Annotated in this window: 16 protein-coding genes and 1 riboswitch; of the genes, 8 read left to right on the forward strand and 8 right to left on the reverse strand. The window is 76.4% G+C overall.

The annotated features are described in order from the left end of the window. The first annotated feature begins 149 nt into the window (after positions 1 to 149). From ACIA8Q_RS25810 to ACIA8Q_RS25820, 3 genes are all read left to right on the forward strand, one after another. Complete coding sequence (locus ACIA8Q_RS25810; RefSeq protein WP_360211691.1) at positions 150 to 1,610, forward strand: MFS transporter; 1,461 nt, start codon at positions 150 to 152, stop codon at positions 1,608 to 1,610. Further along, the gene (locus tag ACIA8Q_RS25815) at positions 1,607 to 2,641 is read left to right on the forward strand and encodes a TolB-like translocation protein (protein WP_360211693.1); all 1,035 of its coding nucleotides are present in this window, start codon (positions 1,607 to 1,609) and stop codon (positions 2,639 to 2,641) included. The genes ACIA8Q_RS25810 and ACIA8Q_RS25815 overlap by 4 nt, the downstream gene beginning before the upstream one ends. Positions 2,642 to 2,707: 66 nt before the next feature. Further along, positions 2,708 to 3,676 carry a hypothetical protein gene (locus ACIA8Q_RS25820; RefSeq protein ID WP_360211695.1) on the forward strand — a complete coding sequence of 323 codons (969 nt, stop codon included), beginning with the start codon at positions 2,708 to 2,710 and terminating at the stop codon, positions 3,674 to 3,676. 110 nt (positions 3,677 to 3,786) lie between these two features. On the opposite strand, the gene ACIA8Q_RS25825 is transcribed toward ACIA8Q_RS25820, so the two are convergent. Next, positions 3,787 to 4,083 carry a DUF1330 domain-containing protein gene (locus ACIA8Q_RS25825; protein WP_360211698.1) on the reverse strand — a complete coding sequence of 99 codons (297 nt, stop codon included), beginning with the start codon at positions 4,081 to 4,083 and terminating at the stop codon, positions 3,787 to 3,789. 61 nt (positions 4,084 to 4,144) lie between these two features. Continuing rightward, positions 4,145 to 5,131 (reverse strand): EamA family transporter, encoded by a 987-nt coding sequence (locus ACIA8Q_RS25830; RefSeq protein WP_360211701.1) that lies wholly within the window; start codon positions 5,129 to 5,131, stop codon positions 4,145 to 4,147. Positions 5,132 to 5,261: 130 nt separating this feature from the next. On the opposite strand from ACIA8Q_RS25830, the gene ACIA8Q_RS25835 reads away from it, so the two are divergent. The 4 genes from ACIA8Q_RS25835 (at position 5,262) to ACIA8Q_RS25850 (ending at position 8,422) form a co-directional block, all read left to right on the forward strand. Then, complete coding sequence (locus ACIA8Q_RS25835) at positions 5,262 to 5,768, forward strand: MarR family transcriptional regulator (protein WP_360211704.1); 507 nt, start codon at positions 5,262 to 5,264, stop codon at positions 5,766 to 5,768. An 89-nt stretch (positions 5,769 to 5,857) separates the two neighbouring features. Further along, on the forward strand, positions 5,858 to 6,319 hold the full coding sequence (locus ACIA8Q_RS25840) for a prevent-host-death family protein (RefSeq protein WP_396317746.1): 462 nt from the start codon (positions 5,858 to 5,860) through the stop codon (positions 6,317 to 6,319). Then, positions 6,316 to 6,672 carry a hypothetical protein gene (locus ACIA8Q_RS25845; protein WP_360211710.1) on the forward strand — a complete coding sequence of 119 codons (357 nt, stop codon included), beginning with the start codon at positions 6,316 to 6,318 and terminating at the stop codon, positions 6,670 to 6,672. Before ACIA8Q_RS25840 ends, ACIA8Q_RS25845 begins: the two co-directional genes overlap by 4 nt. A 103-nt stretch (positions 6,673 to 6,775) precedes the next feature. Beyond that, entirely contained in the window at positions 6,776 to 8,422 is a 1,647-nt protein-coding gene (locus tag ACIA8Q_RS25850) for a serine/threonine-protein kinase (protein WP_360211713.1), read from the forward strand. Between the two features lie 9 nt (positions 8,423 to 8,431). Here ACIA8Q_RS25850 and cpt read toward each other — a convergent pair whose 3' ends face one another. From cpt to ACIA8Q_RS25880, 6 genes are read right to left on the reverse strand one after another with little or no spacing between them, the layout of a single operon-like run. After that, positions 8,432 to 8,974: a chloramphenicol phosphotransferase CPT gene (gene cpt / locus ACIA8Q_RS25855; RefSeq protein WP_360211888.1), complete on the reverse strand. Its 543-nt coding sequence runs from the start codon at positions 8,972 to 8,974 to the stop codon at positions 8,432 to 8,434. 27 nt (positions 8,975 to 9,001) lie between these two features. Beyond that, complete coding sequence (locus ACIA8Q_RS25860; protein WP_396317747.1) at positions 9,002 to 10,387, reverse strand: cobyrinate a,c-diamide synthase; 1,386 nt, start codon at positions 10,385 to 10,387, stop codon at positions 9,002 to 9,004. A gap of 10 nt (positions 10,388 to 10,397) precedes the next feature. Continuing rightward, the gene (gene cobO, locus ACIA8Q_RS25865; protein ID WP_360211719.1) at positions 10,398 to 11,003 is read right to left on the reverse strand and encodes a cob(I)yrinic acid a,c-diamide adenosyltransferase; all 606 of its coding nucleotides are present in this window, start codon (positions 11,001 to 11,003) and stop codon (positions 10,398 to 10,400) included. A 6-nt stretch (positions 11,004 to 11,009) separates the two neighbouring features. Then, a complete protein-coding gene (locus tag ACIA8Q_RS25870; RefSeq protein ID WP_360211722.1) occupies positions 11,010 to 13,124 on the reverse strand; it encodes a putative cobaltochelatase in 2,115 nt (704 codons plus the stop codon). Next, a complete protein-coding gene (locus ACIA8Q_RS25875) occupies positions 13,121 to 14,635 on the reverse strand; it encodes a cobyric acid synthase (RefSeq protein WP_360211725.1) in 1,515 nt (504 codons plus the stop codon). Before ACIA8Q_RS25875 ends, ACIA8Q_RS25870 begins: the two co-directional genes overlap by 4 nt. Next, positions 14,632 to 15,612, reverse strand: a complete 981-nt coding sequence (locus ACIA8Q_RS25880; RefSeq protein WP_360211728.1) for a cobalamin biosynthesis protein — start codon at positions 15,610 to 15,612, stop codon at positions 14,632 to 14,634. Before ACIA8Q_RS25880 ends, ACIA8Q_RS25875 begins: the two co-directional genes overlap by 4 nt. A gap of 155 nt (positions 15,613 to 15,767) precedes the next feature. Then, positions 15,768 to 15,900: riboswitch (cobalamin riboswitch) on the reverse strand. Positions 15,901 to 16,196: 296 nt separating this feature from the next. On the opposite strand from ACIA8Q_RS25880, the gene ACIA8Q_RS25885 reads away from it, so the two are divergent. Then, complete coding sequence (locus ACIA8Q_RS25885; protein ID WP_360211731.1) at positions 16,197 to 16,907, forward strand: transcriptional regulator; 711 nt, start codon at positions 16,197 to 16,199, stop codon at positions 16,905 to 16,907. Positions 16,908 to 16,998: the final 91 nt, after the last annotated feature.

A 16,998-nucleotide genomic window follows, 5' to 3' on the forward strand; every position in this document is an offset into this window, starting at 1 on the left:
CACCGGCGCGATCCTACTGTTCTCGGCGCTCCAGCCAGGCAGCCCCGACGCACGGAGGACCCGATGGCCTTCGCACGACTCCGCACCCCCGGTACCGCCAACGCCACGGCCACCGCCGCCGTCGTCACCGACCTCCGGAACTGACGCCCGTGTACGTCGCGGACTCCCGCAGCTCCAAGGCTCCCGCCGGCCCTGGCCCTGGCCCCGGCCCTGCGCCCGGCCCCGGCCCGGCCGCCGCCCCCGGCCTCCCGGGGCGGCGCGGCGCCGCCTGGCGCGCCGTGCCGGGCACCGTCCTCGCCCTCGGCGCCGTCAGCCTGGTCACCGACGTCTCCTCCGAGATGGTCAGCGCCGTGCTGCCGCTCTACCTGCTCACCGGCCTCGGTCTCTCCCCGCTCGGCTTCGGCCTGCTGGACGGCATCCAGAACGGCTTCAGCGCCCTCGTCCGGCTCGCGGGCGGCCACCTCGCCGACCGTCGCGGCCGCGACGGGGCCGCCCGGCACAAGGCCGTCGCCGCCGTCGGCTACGGGCTGTCGGCGCTCTGCAAACCGCTGCTGCTGCTCGCCCACACCGTGCCGCTGATCGGCGCCGTGATCGCCGTCGACCGCACCGGCAAGGGCCTGCGCACCGCCCCCCGGGACGCGATGATCTCGCTCGCCACCGAACCCGCCCACCGCGGCCGGGCGTTCGGCGTCCACCGGGCGATGGACACCGCCGGCGCCCTGCTCGGCCCGCTCACCGCCTTCCTGGTGCTGCGGCTGGCCGGTGGCCCGCTGCTCGCCGACGGCGGCGAACGACACGGCTACGACGCGGTGTTCACGGTCAGCGCCTGCATCGCCGTCCTGGGCGTGCTGATCCTGCTGCTGTTCGTGCCCGGCCGGCAGCCGGCCGACGAACCGTCGGCCGCCGCCCCCTCGTTGCGCGACAGCCTCACCCTGCTGCGCCTGCCCGGGCTCCGCCGGCTCACCCTCTGCGCCGTACTGCTCGGCCTCACCACCGTCAGCGACTCCTTCCTCTACCTGCTCGTCCAGCGGCGGCTCGACCTCCCCACCCACCTCTTCCCGCTGCTGCCGCTCGGCACCGCCGCGGCCTTCCTGCTGCTCGCCGTCCCGCTCGGCGCGCTGGCCGACCGGATCGGCCGCCGCCGGCTCTTCCTCGCCGGGCACGCGCTCCTGCTGCTCGCGTACGGGCTACTGCTGTTCTCGCCGGTCAGCGGGGTGCCCGCGGTGGTCTGCGTGCTGCTGCTGCACGGCGCCTTCTACGCCGCCACCGACGGGGTGCTGGCCGCCGCGGCGGCGGACGCCGTCCCGGCCGAGCAGCGCGGCGCCGGGCTCGCGCTGGTCGGCACCGGGCAGGCGCTGGCCCGGTTCGCCTGCTCGCTGCTGTTCGGCGCGCTGTGGAGCGCGGTCGGCGGGACCGCCGCGCTGGGCTGGTCGGCCGGCGCGCTCGCGCTGTGCGTGCTCGGTGCGACGGCGGTGCTGCGCGAGGCCGGGGGGCCCGACGAGCCCGGGACGGCCGCGTCCACGCCGACCACGTCCGCGCCGCCCGCGTCCGCTCCGATTCCGTCCGAGACCGCCGCATCCGAGACCGTCGCCCCCGAGGACCCCAGGTGAACCGACTCCAGAACCGGACCAGAGTGCTCGTCCTGCTGGTCGCCGTGCTGCTGCTCGGGGCCGTCGGCACCGGGGCCGTCCTCCGCGCGGCCGACCGCACCGCCCGCCGCGACCAGGACCAGCCCGGCGGCCCCGCCGTCACCGAGGGCACCGTCACGCTCGGGGATCCCGCGGGCGGGCGACGACTCGTCTTCCGCAACATGGCCTGGGGGCCGCACCGCGACGAGCTGACCGCCGTCCCCGCGGACCGGCCCGACGGCCCGCGCACCGCCTCCGGCGTCCGGTGCCTGCGCTTCTACGCCGCCGCCGGCACCGGCATCTGCCTCCAGGCCCAGCACGGCGCCCTGGAGGACACCTACCGCGCGGTCGTCCTCGACGACCACCTGCGCGAGCGCCGCGCCTTCCCGGCCGCCGGCATCCCCACCCGCTCCCGGGTCTCGCCGTCCGGCCACCTCGCCGCCTGGACGGTCTTCGTCAGCGGCGACTCGTACGCGGGGACCGACTTCTCCACCCGCACCTCCATCGTCGACGTCCGCGACTGGAACCTGCGGGAGAACCTCGAGGAGTTCGCCGTCGTCAAGGACGGCAAGCCGTACCAGGCCCACGACGTCAACATCTGGGGCGTCACCTTCGCCGACGACGAAGCCTTCTACGCCACCCTCGCCAGCGGGGGCCGGACCTACCTGGTCCGCGGCGACCTCGCCGCCCGCACCCTCACCACCCTGCACGAGAACGTCGAGTGCCCCTCGCTCTCCCCGGACGGCACCCGCATCGCCTACAAGAAGCGCGTGCCCGGCCTGTCCGCCGACGCGCCCTGGCGCCTCTACGTCCTCGACCTCGCCACCATGACCGAGACCGCCACCGCCGAGCAGCGCAACATCGACGACCAAGCGGTCTGGTCCGGCCGGGGCGACCTGCTCTACGCCCTGCCCGGTGACTACGGCGCCGACCTGTGGACCGTCCCCGCCGACGGGAGCGGCGCCGCGCGGCGGGTCACCGAGGCGGCTCTAGCCCCCGCCTACCAGGGCTGAGGAACTCTCGGATACGGTCCCTCGTCGAGCACAATGACGTCCTGATCGAACGGGGGAACGAGAACCGTGGACGGCATCCCACCGGAGCGGACGGTCACCGACTCCTGGCCGGTCCTGCACGGCCGACCGGTCCTGCGGCGCACCGTCGCCGTCGGGCTGGTGCTCTGCGTCTCCGTCGCGGCGGCCCTGGTCGTGCGCGGCGTCAACTCGCTGACGATCGGGCTGGACGGCCGCGAGACGGACCGCGACCGCGCCGAACTGCTCGCCGGCCTCCACCCCTCCCAGCACCCGGGCGCCGACCGGTACTACGTCCCGGTCGGTGCCGTGTACACGCGCACCGCGGACGGCGCCCCCGTCGCCTACCTGCACTACCGGGTCACCGGCCGGGGCGTCGGCCTCGGCGACTTCCTGCGCACCTACGACCTCCCCGCCCCCGGCGCCGCGGCCCCGCTGCCGCCCGACCTCGCCGAGGCCCTCGGCGGCGACGAGCCGGTCGAGGCGCCGGAGCTCCCGGAGACCGCCGCGGACGTCCCGCCGCCCTCGCCGACCCCGGCGCCCACGCCCACGGCCATGCCCTCGCCGACCCTGACGCCCACGGCCACGCCGGCCCCGCTGGTCGCGGCGACGGTCACGCCCGGCTCGTCCCCGGCCACGGTGGCCGACGCGGCGTCCCCCGGCCTCCTGGCGGCCGACACCGATCCGGGTGCCCCGGACGGGGATCCGACCGGAGACCCGGACGCGGACCCGGATCCGGGCGCGGATCCGGACGCCGCCCCGGACTCCGAGCCCCGGACGGACACCGAGCCCCGGCCGGGCCCCGACGCCGGGACGGCCGACCCGGTGCCGCCCACCCCCGACCCGTCACCCACCCCCGCCCCCGAAGTGACGGTGACACCCTCGCCGGCGCCCACGACGACCGCCGGGCCGAGGCCGACGCCCGCCCGCACCCCGGCCACCGCCCGCCGCATCTACGTCGCCACCATCCCGGGCGGCCCCCCGGGCGCGGCCGACATCTACGTCCGGGCCAGCGGCTGAGCGCGGCACCACCCGCACGCCCGAGGCCCCGCCGGTGAACGGCGGGGCCTCGGGCTGTTCTGAGGGGGGGGTGGCGCGGGGGTGGGCCGTCCGGTGTCCGGCCGGGCGGCTCAGCCGGTCAGGCCGGCGACGGCCGCGACGGTGACGGGGTGTCCCATGGTCTCGATGCGCCAGGCCGCGAGGGCCTGGTAGGCGGGGGAGCCGTACCAGCCGTGGGCGTCGGCCTCGGTGGGGAACTCCAGGATCGCGGTCCTGGTGTACGCGGTGTCCCCCTCCAGCCGGGCCGGGGCGCCGAAGGCGAGCAGTCGGCCCCGGTAGGGCTCCATCGTGGCGCCGACGTTGGCGAGGTAGTGGCCGAGGGCGGCGTCGGGGGTCAGGTCGGTGCGGGTGATGACGACGTAGTGCACGGTGTGTTCCTCGTGTTCCTTGATCCGGGTCAGTCGGTCAGTCGGTCAGTGGGGCGGCGGGTCAGCGGGCGGCGGGTACGACGGGGGTGACGGGTACGGCGGGTGTGCGGGGCGCGGCGGCCGTGCGGGGGGTGACCCGTTCGGCGGTGCCGGTCGCTGCGGCGGCCTCGCCCGGTGCCGCGGGGGCCGGCCGCCGGGCCGGTGCCTGGCCCGCGAACATCGCGCCGAGGGCGAGCAGCAGCCCGAGGAGCTGCCATCCGGTGAGGGTCTGGCCGAGGACGACGAGGCCGCCGACGGTCGCGACCACCGGGTTGACCAGTCCGAGGAAGGAGGTCGGCCCGGCACCCAGCCGTTCGATGCCGCGGAACCAGAGCACGTACCCGAGGGCGGTGCTGAACAGTCCGAGGTAGGCGAAGCCGGCCAGGTTGGCGGCGCTCAGTGCGGGCGGCGCACCCTCGACCAGGCCGGCGAGCGGTACCAGGAAGAGCGAGCCGGCCAGCAGCTGCCAGGCCGTCAGGTCGAGCAGCGTGGCACCCTCGGGGCGGCCCCAGCGCCGGGTGAGGACGGTCCCCGTGGCCATCAGCGCGATCGCGGTGACCATCGCGGCGATCCCGACGCCGTCCAGCCGGGCGCCGGCCTTCAGCACCAGCAGGGCGACGCCGCCGAGGCCGGCCAGCCCGGCGAGCAGTGCCCGCCGCCCCGGCCGCACCCCGAGCACGCCGGCCGAGAGCCCGGCGACGAGCAGGGGCTGGATCGCCCCGATGGTGGCCGCGACGCCGCCGGGGAGCCGGTAGGCGCCGACGAAGGTGAGCGGGAAGAACAGTCCGATGTTCAGCATGCCGAGCACCGCCGCCCGCCCCCACCAGCGCCCCTTGGGCAGTCTGCGGCCGATCAGCAGCAGGAGCAGCCCGGCCGGCAGGGCGCGCAGGGCGGCGAGCAGCAGCGGCCGACCGTCGGGCAGCAGCTGGGTCGTCACCAGGTAGGTCGTGCCCCAGGCCGCCGGTGCGAGCGCCGCGGTGACCGCTACTCCTGCTCGGGTCCCGAACATGGAATCCCCCTCAACGTTGATTATCTGAACGTTGAGATAAGTTCTACGCCCCGAAGTGAGTGAACGTCAAGTATGTGAATGTTAAGATAGTTGTCGGCGGTCCGCCCGGGCCGTAGGGAGGTGGCCGACCATGCAGCAGCGCGACACCGTCGACGACATCGTGGACCAGTGGACCAGGACCCGCCCGGACCTCAACGCCGAGGCCATCGGTCTGATCGGCCGGATGCGACGCCTCAACATCCGGGTCGACGGCGCCCTGCGGGAGTACTTCGCCTCCTGCGGTCTGGACTCCTCCGAGTTCGACGTCCTGGCCACCCTCCGCCGCTCCGGCGAGCCCTACGAGCTCAACGCCCGCGCCCTGCTCAAGGCCGCGATGGTCACCTCCGGTGCCATCACCAACCGGGTCGACCGGCTGTCCGCCAAGGGCCTGGTCGAGCGCGGCCCCTGCCCGGACGACCGCCGCGCCGTCCTGGTGCGCCTCACTCCGGCGGGCAAGGAGCTCATCGACTCCGCCCTGGACGGCCACGTCCGCAACGAGGAGCGCATCCTCGCCGCCCTCGACCCCGCCGAGCGCGCCCGGCTCGACGCCCTGCTGCGCAAACTCCTCATCGCCCACGGCGACACCGAGCCCCTCTAGCCGCACCCTCCGCGGCGGCGCACGGGTCGTCCACCCGCGCGCCGCAATCGCGATTGACTTCGGATCGTGTTCCGAACTAGCGTCGATGCATGGCGACCCTCACCGTGTCCTTCTCCGACCTGTCGAAGAACTCCAAGCGCGTCGCGGACACCGTGGCGCGGGCCCAGCGCGTGCACGTCACGCGGCGTGACGGCGAGGACCTGTACCTCACCACGGAGCGTCATGACCGTCAGCGCGAGGAGACGGCGGACGTCACCGCCCGGCTGTTCACCGCGCTGATCGGCAGCGACGAGGGCGCGCGGGCCGTGCTCCTGGCCCTGCCCGCCGTCTTCCCCTGGGTCAGGCACCTGTCCGCGCAGGAGGTGCGCGAGTTCGTCGTCGACCTGGTCGACGCCACGCGCGACGTCGTCGAGCTCGACGTGCACGCCAATCTGCACCGCGTGATAGCGGAATGGCGCGCCACCGCCAGAGTGCTGGCGGATCCCGACCTGGCCGCCGAGCTCGGCAGCCCCCTGCCCGGCCTCGATCACGGAGAGGTGGTCGAGCCGTGAGCCCCAAGCGAGGAGAAGACGTCGCACCGCCGGCGGTCGGCGCCGAGTGGCGGCTGCGCTTCGGCACCAGCGAGGCGGCCAAGGGCTGGGGCGAGCTGTGCGCCGAGGCCCCGGGCAACACCCGCCGCTGCTTCGAGGCGCTGCGGGCGAACCCCCTCGCCAGGTCCGACCCCGATCGGCAGCACCGCCTCCGTGGGCGCCTGGCGACCCGGGTCTTCGGGGGTGTCGAGCTGCCGCAGTGGGAGTACGAGGTGACCGCCGGCGGCCGGGTGCGGTACCTGGTGGACGAGGCGGCCCGCACCGTGCACCTCGTCTACGCCTCGCCCCGGCACCCGAAGGACACCGACACGTAATCGGCCGCCGGGGCAGGCCGCCTGACGGGAAGTCGACAGGGGTGGGTCTGGGGTCGCCCGGGAGCCCTATACTCCGGGTGCGCGATCGGCCAAGGGGGAGAGCATGAGCGTGGTCGTCCTCGTCGTACCGGTGGTCCTGCTGCTCGTGCTGCTGGTGGTGCGGGTGGTGTCGCTGCCGCTGCTGGTCTGGATCCAGCGGGGGGAGCGGCAGCGGGCGGCGGCCGCCGTGGGCGCGGGTGCGCCGGCCAGTCTGGCGCCGTTCATCGCCGCGCCCGTCGTGGGGCTCGTCTGCGTGGTGGGGCTGGAAGTTCTGCTGTTCGCCGGCGAAACGCCCCTCCTGCGGATGCTGCGGGAGCCGATCGACCCCGACAACGCGCGCTACCTGGGCGTGGCGGCGCACCTGGCGCTGCACACGGCGGAGCCCTGGTACCTCGCCCCGGCGGTCTCGGCCCTGGTGCTCTGGTTGCTGTTCTGGTACCTGACCCAGCGCAACCTGCTGACCCGCCGCATGCCGGCACGGGTCTGGGCGGCACGCGCCACCCGGCTCCGGGTCCTGGCCCTGCTCGCCGCCCGTGCGGTGATCGGCGCGTTCGTCCTGCCGTACTGGCTGATCCTGGCCGTCATGCTGTTCCAGATCGGCGCGACGGTCACCAGCAGGAAGCACGAGCCGGTCGTCGCCGGGCCGGACACCGCCGCGCCGGCCGCACCGACCGCGCCGACGGCACCCGTGAGCCACGCGGTCGCGGCCACCCCGCCGCCGCCGTACGTCCCGACGCAGCACGTTCCGGCGGCCCAGCCCGCCCAGCCCGCCCAGCCGTTCGCGGCGCCCGCCCAGCCGGCCCGGCCCCTCGCCGGGCAGCCCCTCGGGCAGCACGAGCCGCGGACGATCGGCGGCTACCAGCTGCTCGGGCGGATCGGCTCCGGCGGCATGGGCACGGTGTACCTGGCGCAGCGCCAGGGCTCCGCCACGCAGGTCGCGCTGAAGACCATCAACCTCGAACTGCTCACCGACACCGAGCTGTTGCGCCGCTTCCAACGGGAGTCCGAGGTGCTGGCGATGGTGCCCGGCGCCTACACCGCCCGGGTGCTCGACTCCGGGGTGGACGCCGGCCGGCCCTTCCTGGCCATGGAGCTCCTGGACGGCCGCCCGCTGGACGTCCACCTGCGCGAGCAGGGGCCGATCCGTTCCGCGGAGGCGTTGCGCGCCCTCGCGCTGGCGCTGGCGGTGGCCCTGTCCGGAGTGCACCGGCTCGGGCTCGTCCACCGGGACCTCAAGCCCGCCAACATCATGCTGACCACGGCCGGCCCGCGGCTGCTCGACTTCGGCATCGCGGCGATCGTGGACGGCACCCGGCTGACGATGACCGGCGGCGGGCCGGGCACGCTGACGTACATGGCGCCGGAGCAGTTCGGGGACGAGCCGGTCGGCACGGCCGCCGACGTGTGGGCCTGGGCGTGCTGCGTGGTGTGCGCGGCGCACGGCGCCAGCCCGTTCGCGGCGACCAGCACGGGGGCGGTGATCCGCCGGATCGTGGACACCGGGCCCGAACCGGCCGCGCTGGCGGCGGTCCAGGCCCTCGACCCGGCGCTCGCGGCCGTCGTCACCCGTGCCCTGGCCGTCGACCCGGCGGAGCGCCCGGCGGACGGCACCGGGCTGCTGGCCGCGCTGGAGGCGGCCCGGTCGACGGCGCCGGACCCGGCGGCCCTCCACGAGCAGATCACCCGGGGCTGGCGGACCCTCGCGCTGTAGGGTCCGACCTCAGGCTTGCGCGGGTGCGGCCAGTCGTGCGGCGATCAGCCCGGCGCAGTCGCCGGGTGCGGTCCGGGAGGTGTCCACGAGCAGGTCGTACGAGACGCCCCGGTGGACGGACTCGGCCTGGGCGGCCGCCATGCCGGGGACCCGGTCGCCGCGCGCGGCCTCCCGGGCGGCGGCCACGGCCGGCTCGCAGCGCACGCCGACCCAGAGCACGTCCAGGCCGTCCAGCGCGGCGCGCCACCGCTGCTGCGAGGCGGCGCCGCCGAGGAAGACCTCGTCCACCACGATCCGCGCCCCGGCCCGGGCCATCGCCGCGACGCCGAGCGTCCAGGCGGCGTCCAGGGCCGCGAAGGCCGCTCCGACGCCGACCGTGCCGTCGCCGTCCGCCAGGCCGCCGATGCCCTCGCCGCCGTCCCGCAGCCGGGCCGGCAGCGCGTCGACCAGGGTGTCCGCGCCGAGGTGCAGCCACGGGTCCGGGAGCCGTTCCTGGAGGAGCCGGGCGATGCTGGACTTGCCGGAGCTGGAGCCGCCGTTGAGGACGATCACGTGCATGCCCACATCCTAAGGACGACCCTAGGGGCGGGCGCCCCGTCCCGTCCCGGCGTCGAACGCCGCCGCGGCCGCCGCGAACGAGGCCGCCAGGGCGGGCGATCCGGCCCAGTGCAGGTGGAGGTAGGAGGCGTGCACGGTGCCGCCGGCGAAGCCCTCGGTGCGCGGGCCGGTGGGCAGGTGCCAGCCCCAGGCGGGGTGGTCGCCGGCGCCCGGTTCGCAGACCGTCCGGTGGAACTCGTGGCCGCGCAGGCGGGTGCCGGCCGGGGCGAGCGGGGAGTCGTGCAGGGCGACGGCCTCCCGGTAGCCGAGGGTGAGGCGTTCGGTCATCCGGGCGCCGGTGTCCAGGACGCCGCACATCGGCAGGCCGTCCAGTTCCCGCCCCAGGTAGAGCAGTCCGGCGCACTCGGCGGCGATCGGGCCGCAGTCCGCGGCGAACGCGGCGATGGCGCCGCGCAGTTCGGCGTTCCCGCTGAGCTCCCGCACGTAGAGTTCGGGGAACCCGCCGCCGATGACCAGGCCGGCGGTGCCCTCCGGCAGCGCGGAGGCGTGCAGCGGGTCGAACGGGACGACCTGCGCGCCCGCGGCGGTGAGCAGTTCGGCGTTCTCGGCGTACGAGAAGGAGAACGCGGCCCCGCCGGCCACGGCGATCCGCGGCGCCCCGGGGACGGGTGCGACCTCGGCGGTCGGATCCCACGGGTCGGCGGCCAGGTCGGGTGCGGTGCGGGCGAGTTCGAGCAGCGCGTCCAGGTCGACGGAGGAGGCGACGAGCTCGCCCATGTCGGCGACGGCCTTGAGGGCCTCCGCCGAGCGTTCCACCGCGGGGATCAGCCCGAGGTGGCGGGAGGGCGTGGCGACGGCGGCGGAGCGGCGCAGCGCGCCGAGGACGGGGACGCCGGAGCCCTCCTCCAGGGCCTCCCGCAGGAGGTGCTCGTGCCGGTCGGAGGCGACCCGGTTGAGGATCACCCCGGCCAGCCGGACCTCCGGGTCCCAGGAGGCGAAGCCGTGCACCAGCGCGGCCACCGAGCGGGACTGCGAGGAGCCGTCGACCACCAGCACCACCGGGGCCCGCAGGAGCTTGGCGACGTGGGCGGTGGAGGCCAGCTCGCCGCGCCCGGACGCCCCGTCGAACAGGCCCATGACCCCCTCGACCACCGCCACGTCCGCCCCGGCCGCGCCGTGCAGGAACAGCGGTGCGACCCGTTCCGGCCCGCAGAGGAAGGCGTCCAGGTTGCGGCCCGGGCGCCCGGCGGCGAGCGCGTGGTAGCCCGGGTCGATGTAGTCGGGGCCGACCTTGTGCGGGGACACCGCCAGCCCGCGCGCGGCGAGTGCCGCGATCAGGCCGGTGGCGACGGTGGTCTTGCCGGCGCCCGAGGAGGGCGCGGCGATGACGAGGCGGGGGATGTTCACGTTCTCGGGGCTACCACTCGATACCGCGCTGGCCCTTGCGGCCGGCGTCCATGGGGTGCTTCACCTTGGTCATCTCGGTGACCAGGTCGGCGGCGCCGGTCAGCGCCTCGGGTGCGTACCGGCCGGTGATGACGACGTGCTGGCTGCCGGGGCGGTCCTCGAGCACGGCCACCACCTCGGCCGGGTCGATCCACCCCCAGTGCATCGGGTAGGTGAACTCGTCCAGCACGTAGAAGCGGTAGGTCTCGGCGGCGAGGTCGCGCTTGACCTGCTCCCAGCCCTCCTTGGCCGCCTCCTCGCTGGTCATCTCCTGCTCGGCGGAGCGCTGGATCCAGGACCAGCCGGAGCCCATCTTGTGCCAGTCGACGGTGCCGCCCTCGCCGGAGGCGCCGAGGACGCGCAGTGCGTTCTCCTCGCCGACCTTCCACTTGGCGGACTTCACGAACTGGAACACCCCGACCGACCAGCCCTGGTTCCAGGCCCGCAGCGCCATGCCGAAGGCGGCCGTGGACTTGCCCTTCCCGGGGCCGGTGTGCACGGCGGTGATCGGCTGGGTACGGCGCTGACGGGTCGTCAGGCCGTCGTCGGGGACGCTTTCGGGGACACCCTTGGGCATGTCGGCTCAGGCCGCCTTTCGCATCGAGGTGGTGACGGGTCGGTTGGCGCGGACGAGCGAGGCGACGCCCTCGGCGCGCAGCTCGTCCAGGCTGACGGCGCTGCCGCCGAGCAGCCCGGCCAGGGTGCGGGCGAGGCCGAGGCGGACGGGGCCGGACTCGCAGTCCAGCACGACGCTGGCGGTGCGCTGGGCGGCGAGGAGCCCGGCGGCACGCCGGGAGTCGGCGAGCGCGTCGCGTCCGCCGGTGGCGCGGCCGTCGGTCACCAGGACCAGCAGCGGCCGGCGGTCGGGGTCGCGGAGCCGTTCCACCCGCAGCACCTCGTGCGCGCGCAGCAGCCCGGCGGCCAGCGGGGTCCGGCCGCCGGTGGGCAGCGACTCCAGCCGGGCCGCGCCGACCTCCACGGACGAGGTGGGCGGCAGGGCCAGCTCGGCGCCGGTGCCGCGGAAGGTGATCATGCCGATCTTGTCGCGGCGCTGGTAGGCGTCCATCAGCAGGGACAGCACGGCGCCCTTGACGGCGGTCATCCGCTGCCGGGCCGCCATCGAGCCGGAGGCGTCCACGACGAACAGCACCAGGTTGGACTCGCGGCCGCGGCGCACCTGCTCCCGGAAGTCGTCCTTGTGCAGCACCAGGGCGCGGCCGTCGCGCCCGCGGGCGACCTGGTGCGGCGCGGCGGCCTGCAGGGTGGCGGTGAGGTGCAGCCGGCTGAGGGTGCCCTGCGGCCGGCGGGCGCGCACGGTGTGGCCGGCGCTGGTCTCGGCGGGGGAGCGGCGGCCCTGGGCGCCGCGGCCGGTGCCCTGGACGGTGAACAGCCGGGTCCGGTACGGGTCGCCGGCCGCGACCGGCGCCGACTCCCGGGCGGGGGCGGGGTGCTGGGCCGGGACGGGCTGCGGCTCGGGTGCTCCGGCCTCCGCCGGGGCGTCCGCGGGGGCGGGCTCCGGGGCGGAGGTCTCCGGGGCCGCGTCGCCGGTCGGCTCGGGTGCGCCGCCGCCGTCGGGGCCGCCGTCGCCCGGGCCGCCGTCACCGCCGCCGTCCGGGCCGTCCCCGTCCGGGTCGCCGCCGTCGGGGCCGTCGCCCTCCGGCTCGGGCTCGGGCTCGGTCTCCGGCTGGGCGTGCTCCTCCAGCGTCCGTTCCAGCTGCTCCTCGTCCAGCCCCGGGGCGTCGAAGGGGTTGCGGCGGCGCCGGTGCGGCAGGGCCAGCCGGGCGGCCTTGCGGACGTCCTCCTCCAGCACCTCCGTGCGTCCGTCCCAGGCGGCGAGCGCGACGGCGGTGCGGGCCATCACGATGTCGGCGCGCAGCCCGTCCACCTCGAACGCGGCGCACACCGCGGTGATCTGCCGCAGTGCGGTGTCGGTCAGCTCGACCTCCGGGAGCAGCTCCCGGGCGGCGGTGATGCGCCCGGCGAGCGCCCGCTCGTCCTCGGCGAACCGCGCGGCGAAGCCGGCCGGGTCCGCGTCGTAGGCGAGCCGGCGGCGGACCACCTCGGCCCGCTCGGCGGGCTCCCGGGTGGCGGCGATCTCGACGGTGAGGCCGAAGCGGTCGAGCAGCTGCGGCCGCAGCTCGCCCTCCTCCGGGTTCATCGTGCCGACCAGCAGGAAGCGGGCCGCGTGCCGCACCGACACGCCCTCGCGCTCGACGTAGGAGCGGCCCATCGCGGCGGCGTCCAGCAGCAGGTCCACCACGTGGTCCTGCAGCAGGTTGACCTCGTCGATGTAGAGCACGCCGCGGTGCGCCTTGGCGAGCAGCCCCGGCTCGTACGCCTTGACGCCCTCGGCCAGCGCCCGCTCGAGGTCGAGCGAGCCGACGATCCGGTCCTCGGCCACGCCGACCGGCAACTCGACCAGCTGGGACGGGCGTTCGTGGCTGCCGGCGGCCGGGTGCGGGCCGTCCGGGCACTGCGGGTCCGGCCCGGCCGGGTCGCAGGCGAAGCGGCAGCCGTCGACGGCGGCGATGGACGGCAGCAGGCCGGCCAGGGCGCGCACCATCGTCGACTTCGCGGTGCCCTTCTCGCCGCGCACGAGCACGCCGCCCACGGCCGGGGAGACCGCGTTGAGCAGCAGCCCGAGCCGCAGGTCGGCCATGCCGACGATCGCGGTGAACGGATAGCGGACGTCACTCATGCATACTCCCCAGGTGCCCCGGGCGCCAGGAACGGCAGCGATCCGGCCGCCGGCACCCCGCCCTCGATCAGCTTCCAGAGCGCGTCGGTGTCCGCGTGCTCCTCGATCAGGTCGCCCAGCCGGTCCAGCCGGGCCTCGCGCGCCTCGGCGAAGGACGTGTCCGGCGCGGGCACGAACGCGCGGCCCGCCGATCCGGCGACCTCGCGCAGGAGTTCGCGGCGGAACCCGTCGTTCTCCAGCGCGCCGTGCCAGGTGGTGCCCCAGACCTGGCCGACCCGGCAGCCGTCCAGGAAGGGCTCGCCGCCCTCCACCTCGACCACCCCGTGGTGGATCTCGTAGCCCTCGACCCGGTGCCCGTACGCCTCGCCGACCGGCCGGCCGAGCACCTTCTCGGCGCCGAACCGCACGCGCGTCGGCAGCAGTCCGAGACCGGCGACCTCGCCGGCCCCGGACTCCACCTCGTCGACGATCGAGCCCGCCAGCATCTGGTAGCCGCCGCAGACCCCGAGCACCGGCAGCCCGGCCGCCGCGCGGGCCTTCAGCGCCGGTTCCAGGCCGCGCTCGCGCAGCCAGGCCAGGTCGGCGACGGTGGCCCGGGTGCCGGGCAGCACCACCAGGTCGGCGTCGGCCAGCTCCTCCGGCCGGGTCGCCCAGCGCACCAGCACGCCCGGCTCCTGCGCGAGCGCGTCCACGTCGGTGAAGTTGGAGAGCCGGGGGAAGCGCACCACGGCCACCCGCAGCACGTCCGCGCCGAGCGGGCCGCGGCCGTCCACCCGGTCCACCACGGTCGACAGGTCCAGCGAGTCCTCGGCGTCCAGCCACAGGCCCGGCAGCATCGGCAGGGTGCCCAGCACCGGGCGGCCGGTCAGCCCGTGGAGCATCTCCAGCCCGGGGGCGAGCAGCCGGGCGTCGCCGCGGAACTTGTTGACGAACCAGCCGGCCACGTGCCGCTGGTCCTCCGCGGACAGCAACGCCAGCGTCCCGTACATGGCCGCGAAGACGCCGCCGCGGTCGATGTCGCCGACCACCACCACGGGCAGTCCGGCCGCGGTGGCCAGGCCCATGTTGGCGATGTCCCGGTCGCGCAGGTTGATCTCGGCGGGCGAGCCGGCGCCCTCGCAGACCACCACGTCGTAGCGGCGGCGCAGGTCCGCCAGGCACTCCAGGGCCCGCTCCAGCAGGACGGGCTTGCGCTCGCGGTAGTCCAGCGCACCGACCTCGGCGACCGGCCGGCCGAGCAGCACGACCTGGCTGCGGCCGTCGGCGCCGGGCTTGAGCAGCACCGGGTTCATGGCCGCCTCCGGCTCCACCCGGGCGGCCTGCGCCTGCATCGCCTGGGCCCGGCCGATCTCGGCGCCGTCGGCGGTGACGAAGGAGTTCAGCGACATGTTCTGCGCCTTGAACGGCGCCACCGCGACCCCGCGGCGGGCCAGCCAGCGGCAGATGCCCGCCGTCACCACGCTCTTGCCCGCGTCCGAGGTCGTCCCTGCGACCAGCAGCGCGTTGCTCATGCCCGTCCCTTTCCGCTTCTGCTTCCGCGGCCGGCCAGCAGTCGCAGTGCGACGTGCCCCGCCACGGTCGTACCCAGGGCCAGCGCGCCCACCCTCCGGGAGAGCACGCAGGCCCGCTCGATGTCGTCCACCGTGACCGGCCGCAGTTCGGCGCCCAGGACGGGTCGGTGCTCGACCCGCTCGCCGTACTGCAGGGTGCCGCCCAGCCGGACGCCGACCGCGCCCGCGAAGGCGGACTCGGCCTGGCCGGCGTTCGGGCTCGGGTGCGCCGAGCCGTCCCGGCGCCAGACCCGCCAGGCGGTGCGCGGCTGCGGCGCGGCGGCGACGGTCAGCAGGGCGGTCAGCCGGGCGCCCGGCCAGCCCGCCACGTCGTCCAGCCGGGCCGAGGCCCAGCCGAACCGGGCGTGGCGCGGCGAGCGGTGGCCGACCATGGCGTCCAGGGTGTTCACCGCGCGGAACGCCAGCAGCCCCGGCGTGCCCGCCAGCGCGCCCCAGACGAGCGCGTTGACGACGGCGTCGGCGGTGTTCTCGGCCACCGACTCGACCACCGCGCGGGCGATCTGCTGCTCGTCCAGCGCGCTCGGGTCGCGGCCGCACAGGTGCGGCAGCCGGGCCCGGGCCGCCGTCAGGTCGCCCGCGGCCAGCGAGCGGCCGATGGTGCGGGCCTCCCGGGTCAGCGAGGTGCCGCCGAGCACCGTCCAGGTCGCGGCGGCGGCCAGGGCCGCGCGGCCGAGCGGGCGCCGGCCCGCGGTGCGGTCCAGGGCCACCGCGGCGGCGGCCACGGTGCCCGCGCACAGGGCCGTGTAGCCGGCGCCGGTCGCCCGGTCGTCCCGCCAGAGCCGGCGCTCGAGCCTGGCCGCGGCGGAGCCGAAGACGGCCACCGGGTGGCCGCGGCGGGGGTCGGCGTAGCGGGCGTCGGCGGCGTAGCCCGCGAGGGCGCCCAGCGCGAACGCCGCCGCGCGGGTCAGCGGGCGCACGTCGGGTGCGGCGGGTTCGCGGGGGCGGCGGCCGGGTGCGGCGGGACCGGGGGGTGCGGCGGAAGGCAGCGTCGGGTCCGGCGGGGCGGGGCAGCCTGCATCGCGTGCGTGTCCTCACTCAGGGTCCGCGCCCTGGCTCGACGTAGCGGGGGCGAGAGTCTCCTGGCTTCCGGGTCGGACGCACCCCCGGGCCTTCCAGCGGCTTCTGACGGCGCGCCGTGGCAACCTGCCGAGCGTGCTCCCCGGTGACAGTGGCGGGACCGCGCCGGACTCGCACCGGCTTCCTCTGCATGCCTCCGTTTGGCCCCCGGATCCCATCACGCGGCCGAACCGGGAGTCAACCGAGGTCACGGAGGGGTTGGTCACACGGGACCGGGGGCCGCGGGGCGGCCGCGGGCTCCCGGCCGGGCGGCGGCGACGGGCGGCGGGGCCCGCGTCGGCACCTCCGTCGGTACCTCCGATCCGCCCGCCCGCAGGGGCATGACACCCTGTGCGATCGTCCAGCGGTCCGTAGGGACCTCCAGGGCCGCTTCGTGTGTTCGGCGGCTGGGGCCCGCCGCCACCCGCACCTACCGTTCGTTCCCATGCGACGCAGACAGCCCCCCGCCCTGCCCCCGGTGCCGTTCTCGCCGGGCGCCGCCCGAGCCCACCGGGCCGGCCTCGGCCTGACCCCCGACCAGGTCGTCGGCGGGATGGCCGCGCACGGCGTCCGCCTGCTGCCCACCCACGTCCTCGCCTGGGAGAGCGGCGAGCTGCGGCCGACCGAGGAGGAGTTCATCGCGCTGGCCCGCGCGCTCTGGTGCCCCGCCGTCCAGTTGATGGGCACCCGCCCCACCCGGCTGCGGGACTTCCGGGTCGCCCGCGAACTCCACCAGGACGCCGCCGCCCGCCGGATCGGGGTCGCCCTGCGCCGCTACCAGGACGCCGAGCTGACCGGCCGGTGGGACGGCGACGAGGCCCAGACCCACGCGCTCGCCCAGGTGCTCGGCCTGCGGCTGCGCGAGCTCGTCGACGTCACCGGCCGCCGCGAGGAGCTCGACCGGTGCCTGCGCCAGTGCGTGGACGGCCGGTGGCAGGCCCACGTCCGGGCCGTCGCCCGGATCGTGCCGGTCCACGAGGACGACCTGGCGGCCGTGCTGACGGCCCTCCAGCAGGAGAACCAGGTCTCCTCCCACTGGGGCAGCGGCAGCTGGGGCTCCCCGGCCGCCGCGGTGCCGGACCCGGTCCGCGAGCAGCCGTTGGCGGAGCGCTTCTGGGAGTTGCTCGGGCGGCGCCGGACCGACATCCCGGTCTGACGCCGCGGCCCGCCCCCGCCCGCCCCCGCCTGCCCGCGCCGAACCGCCGCCCGTACCCCTCCAGCCCGCCCGCCTCCCGCCCGCCGCCCGC

Origin of the sequence: Kitasatospora sp. NPDC051705, from assembly GCF_044453265.1 — a bacterium.
In the GTDB taxonomy this organism is placed as follows: domain Bacteria; phylum Actinomycetota; class Actinomycetes; order Streptomycetales; family Streptomycetaceae; genus Kitasatospora.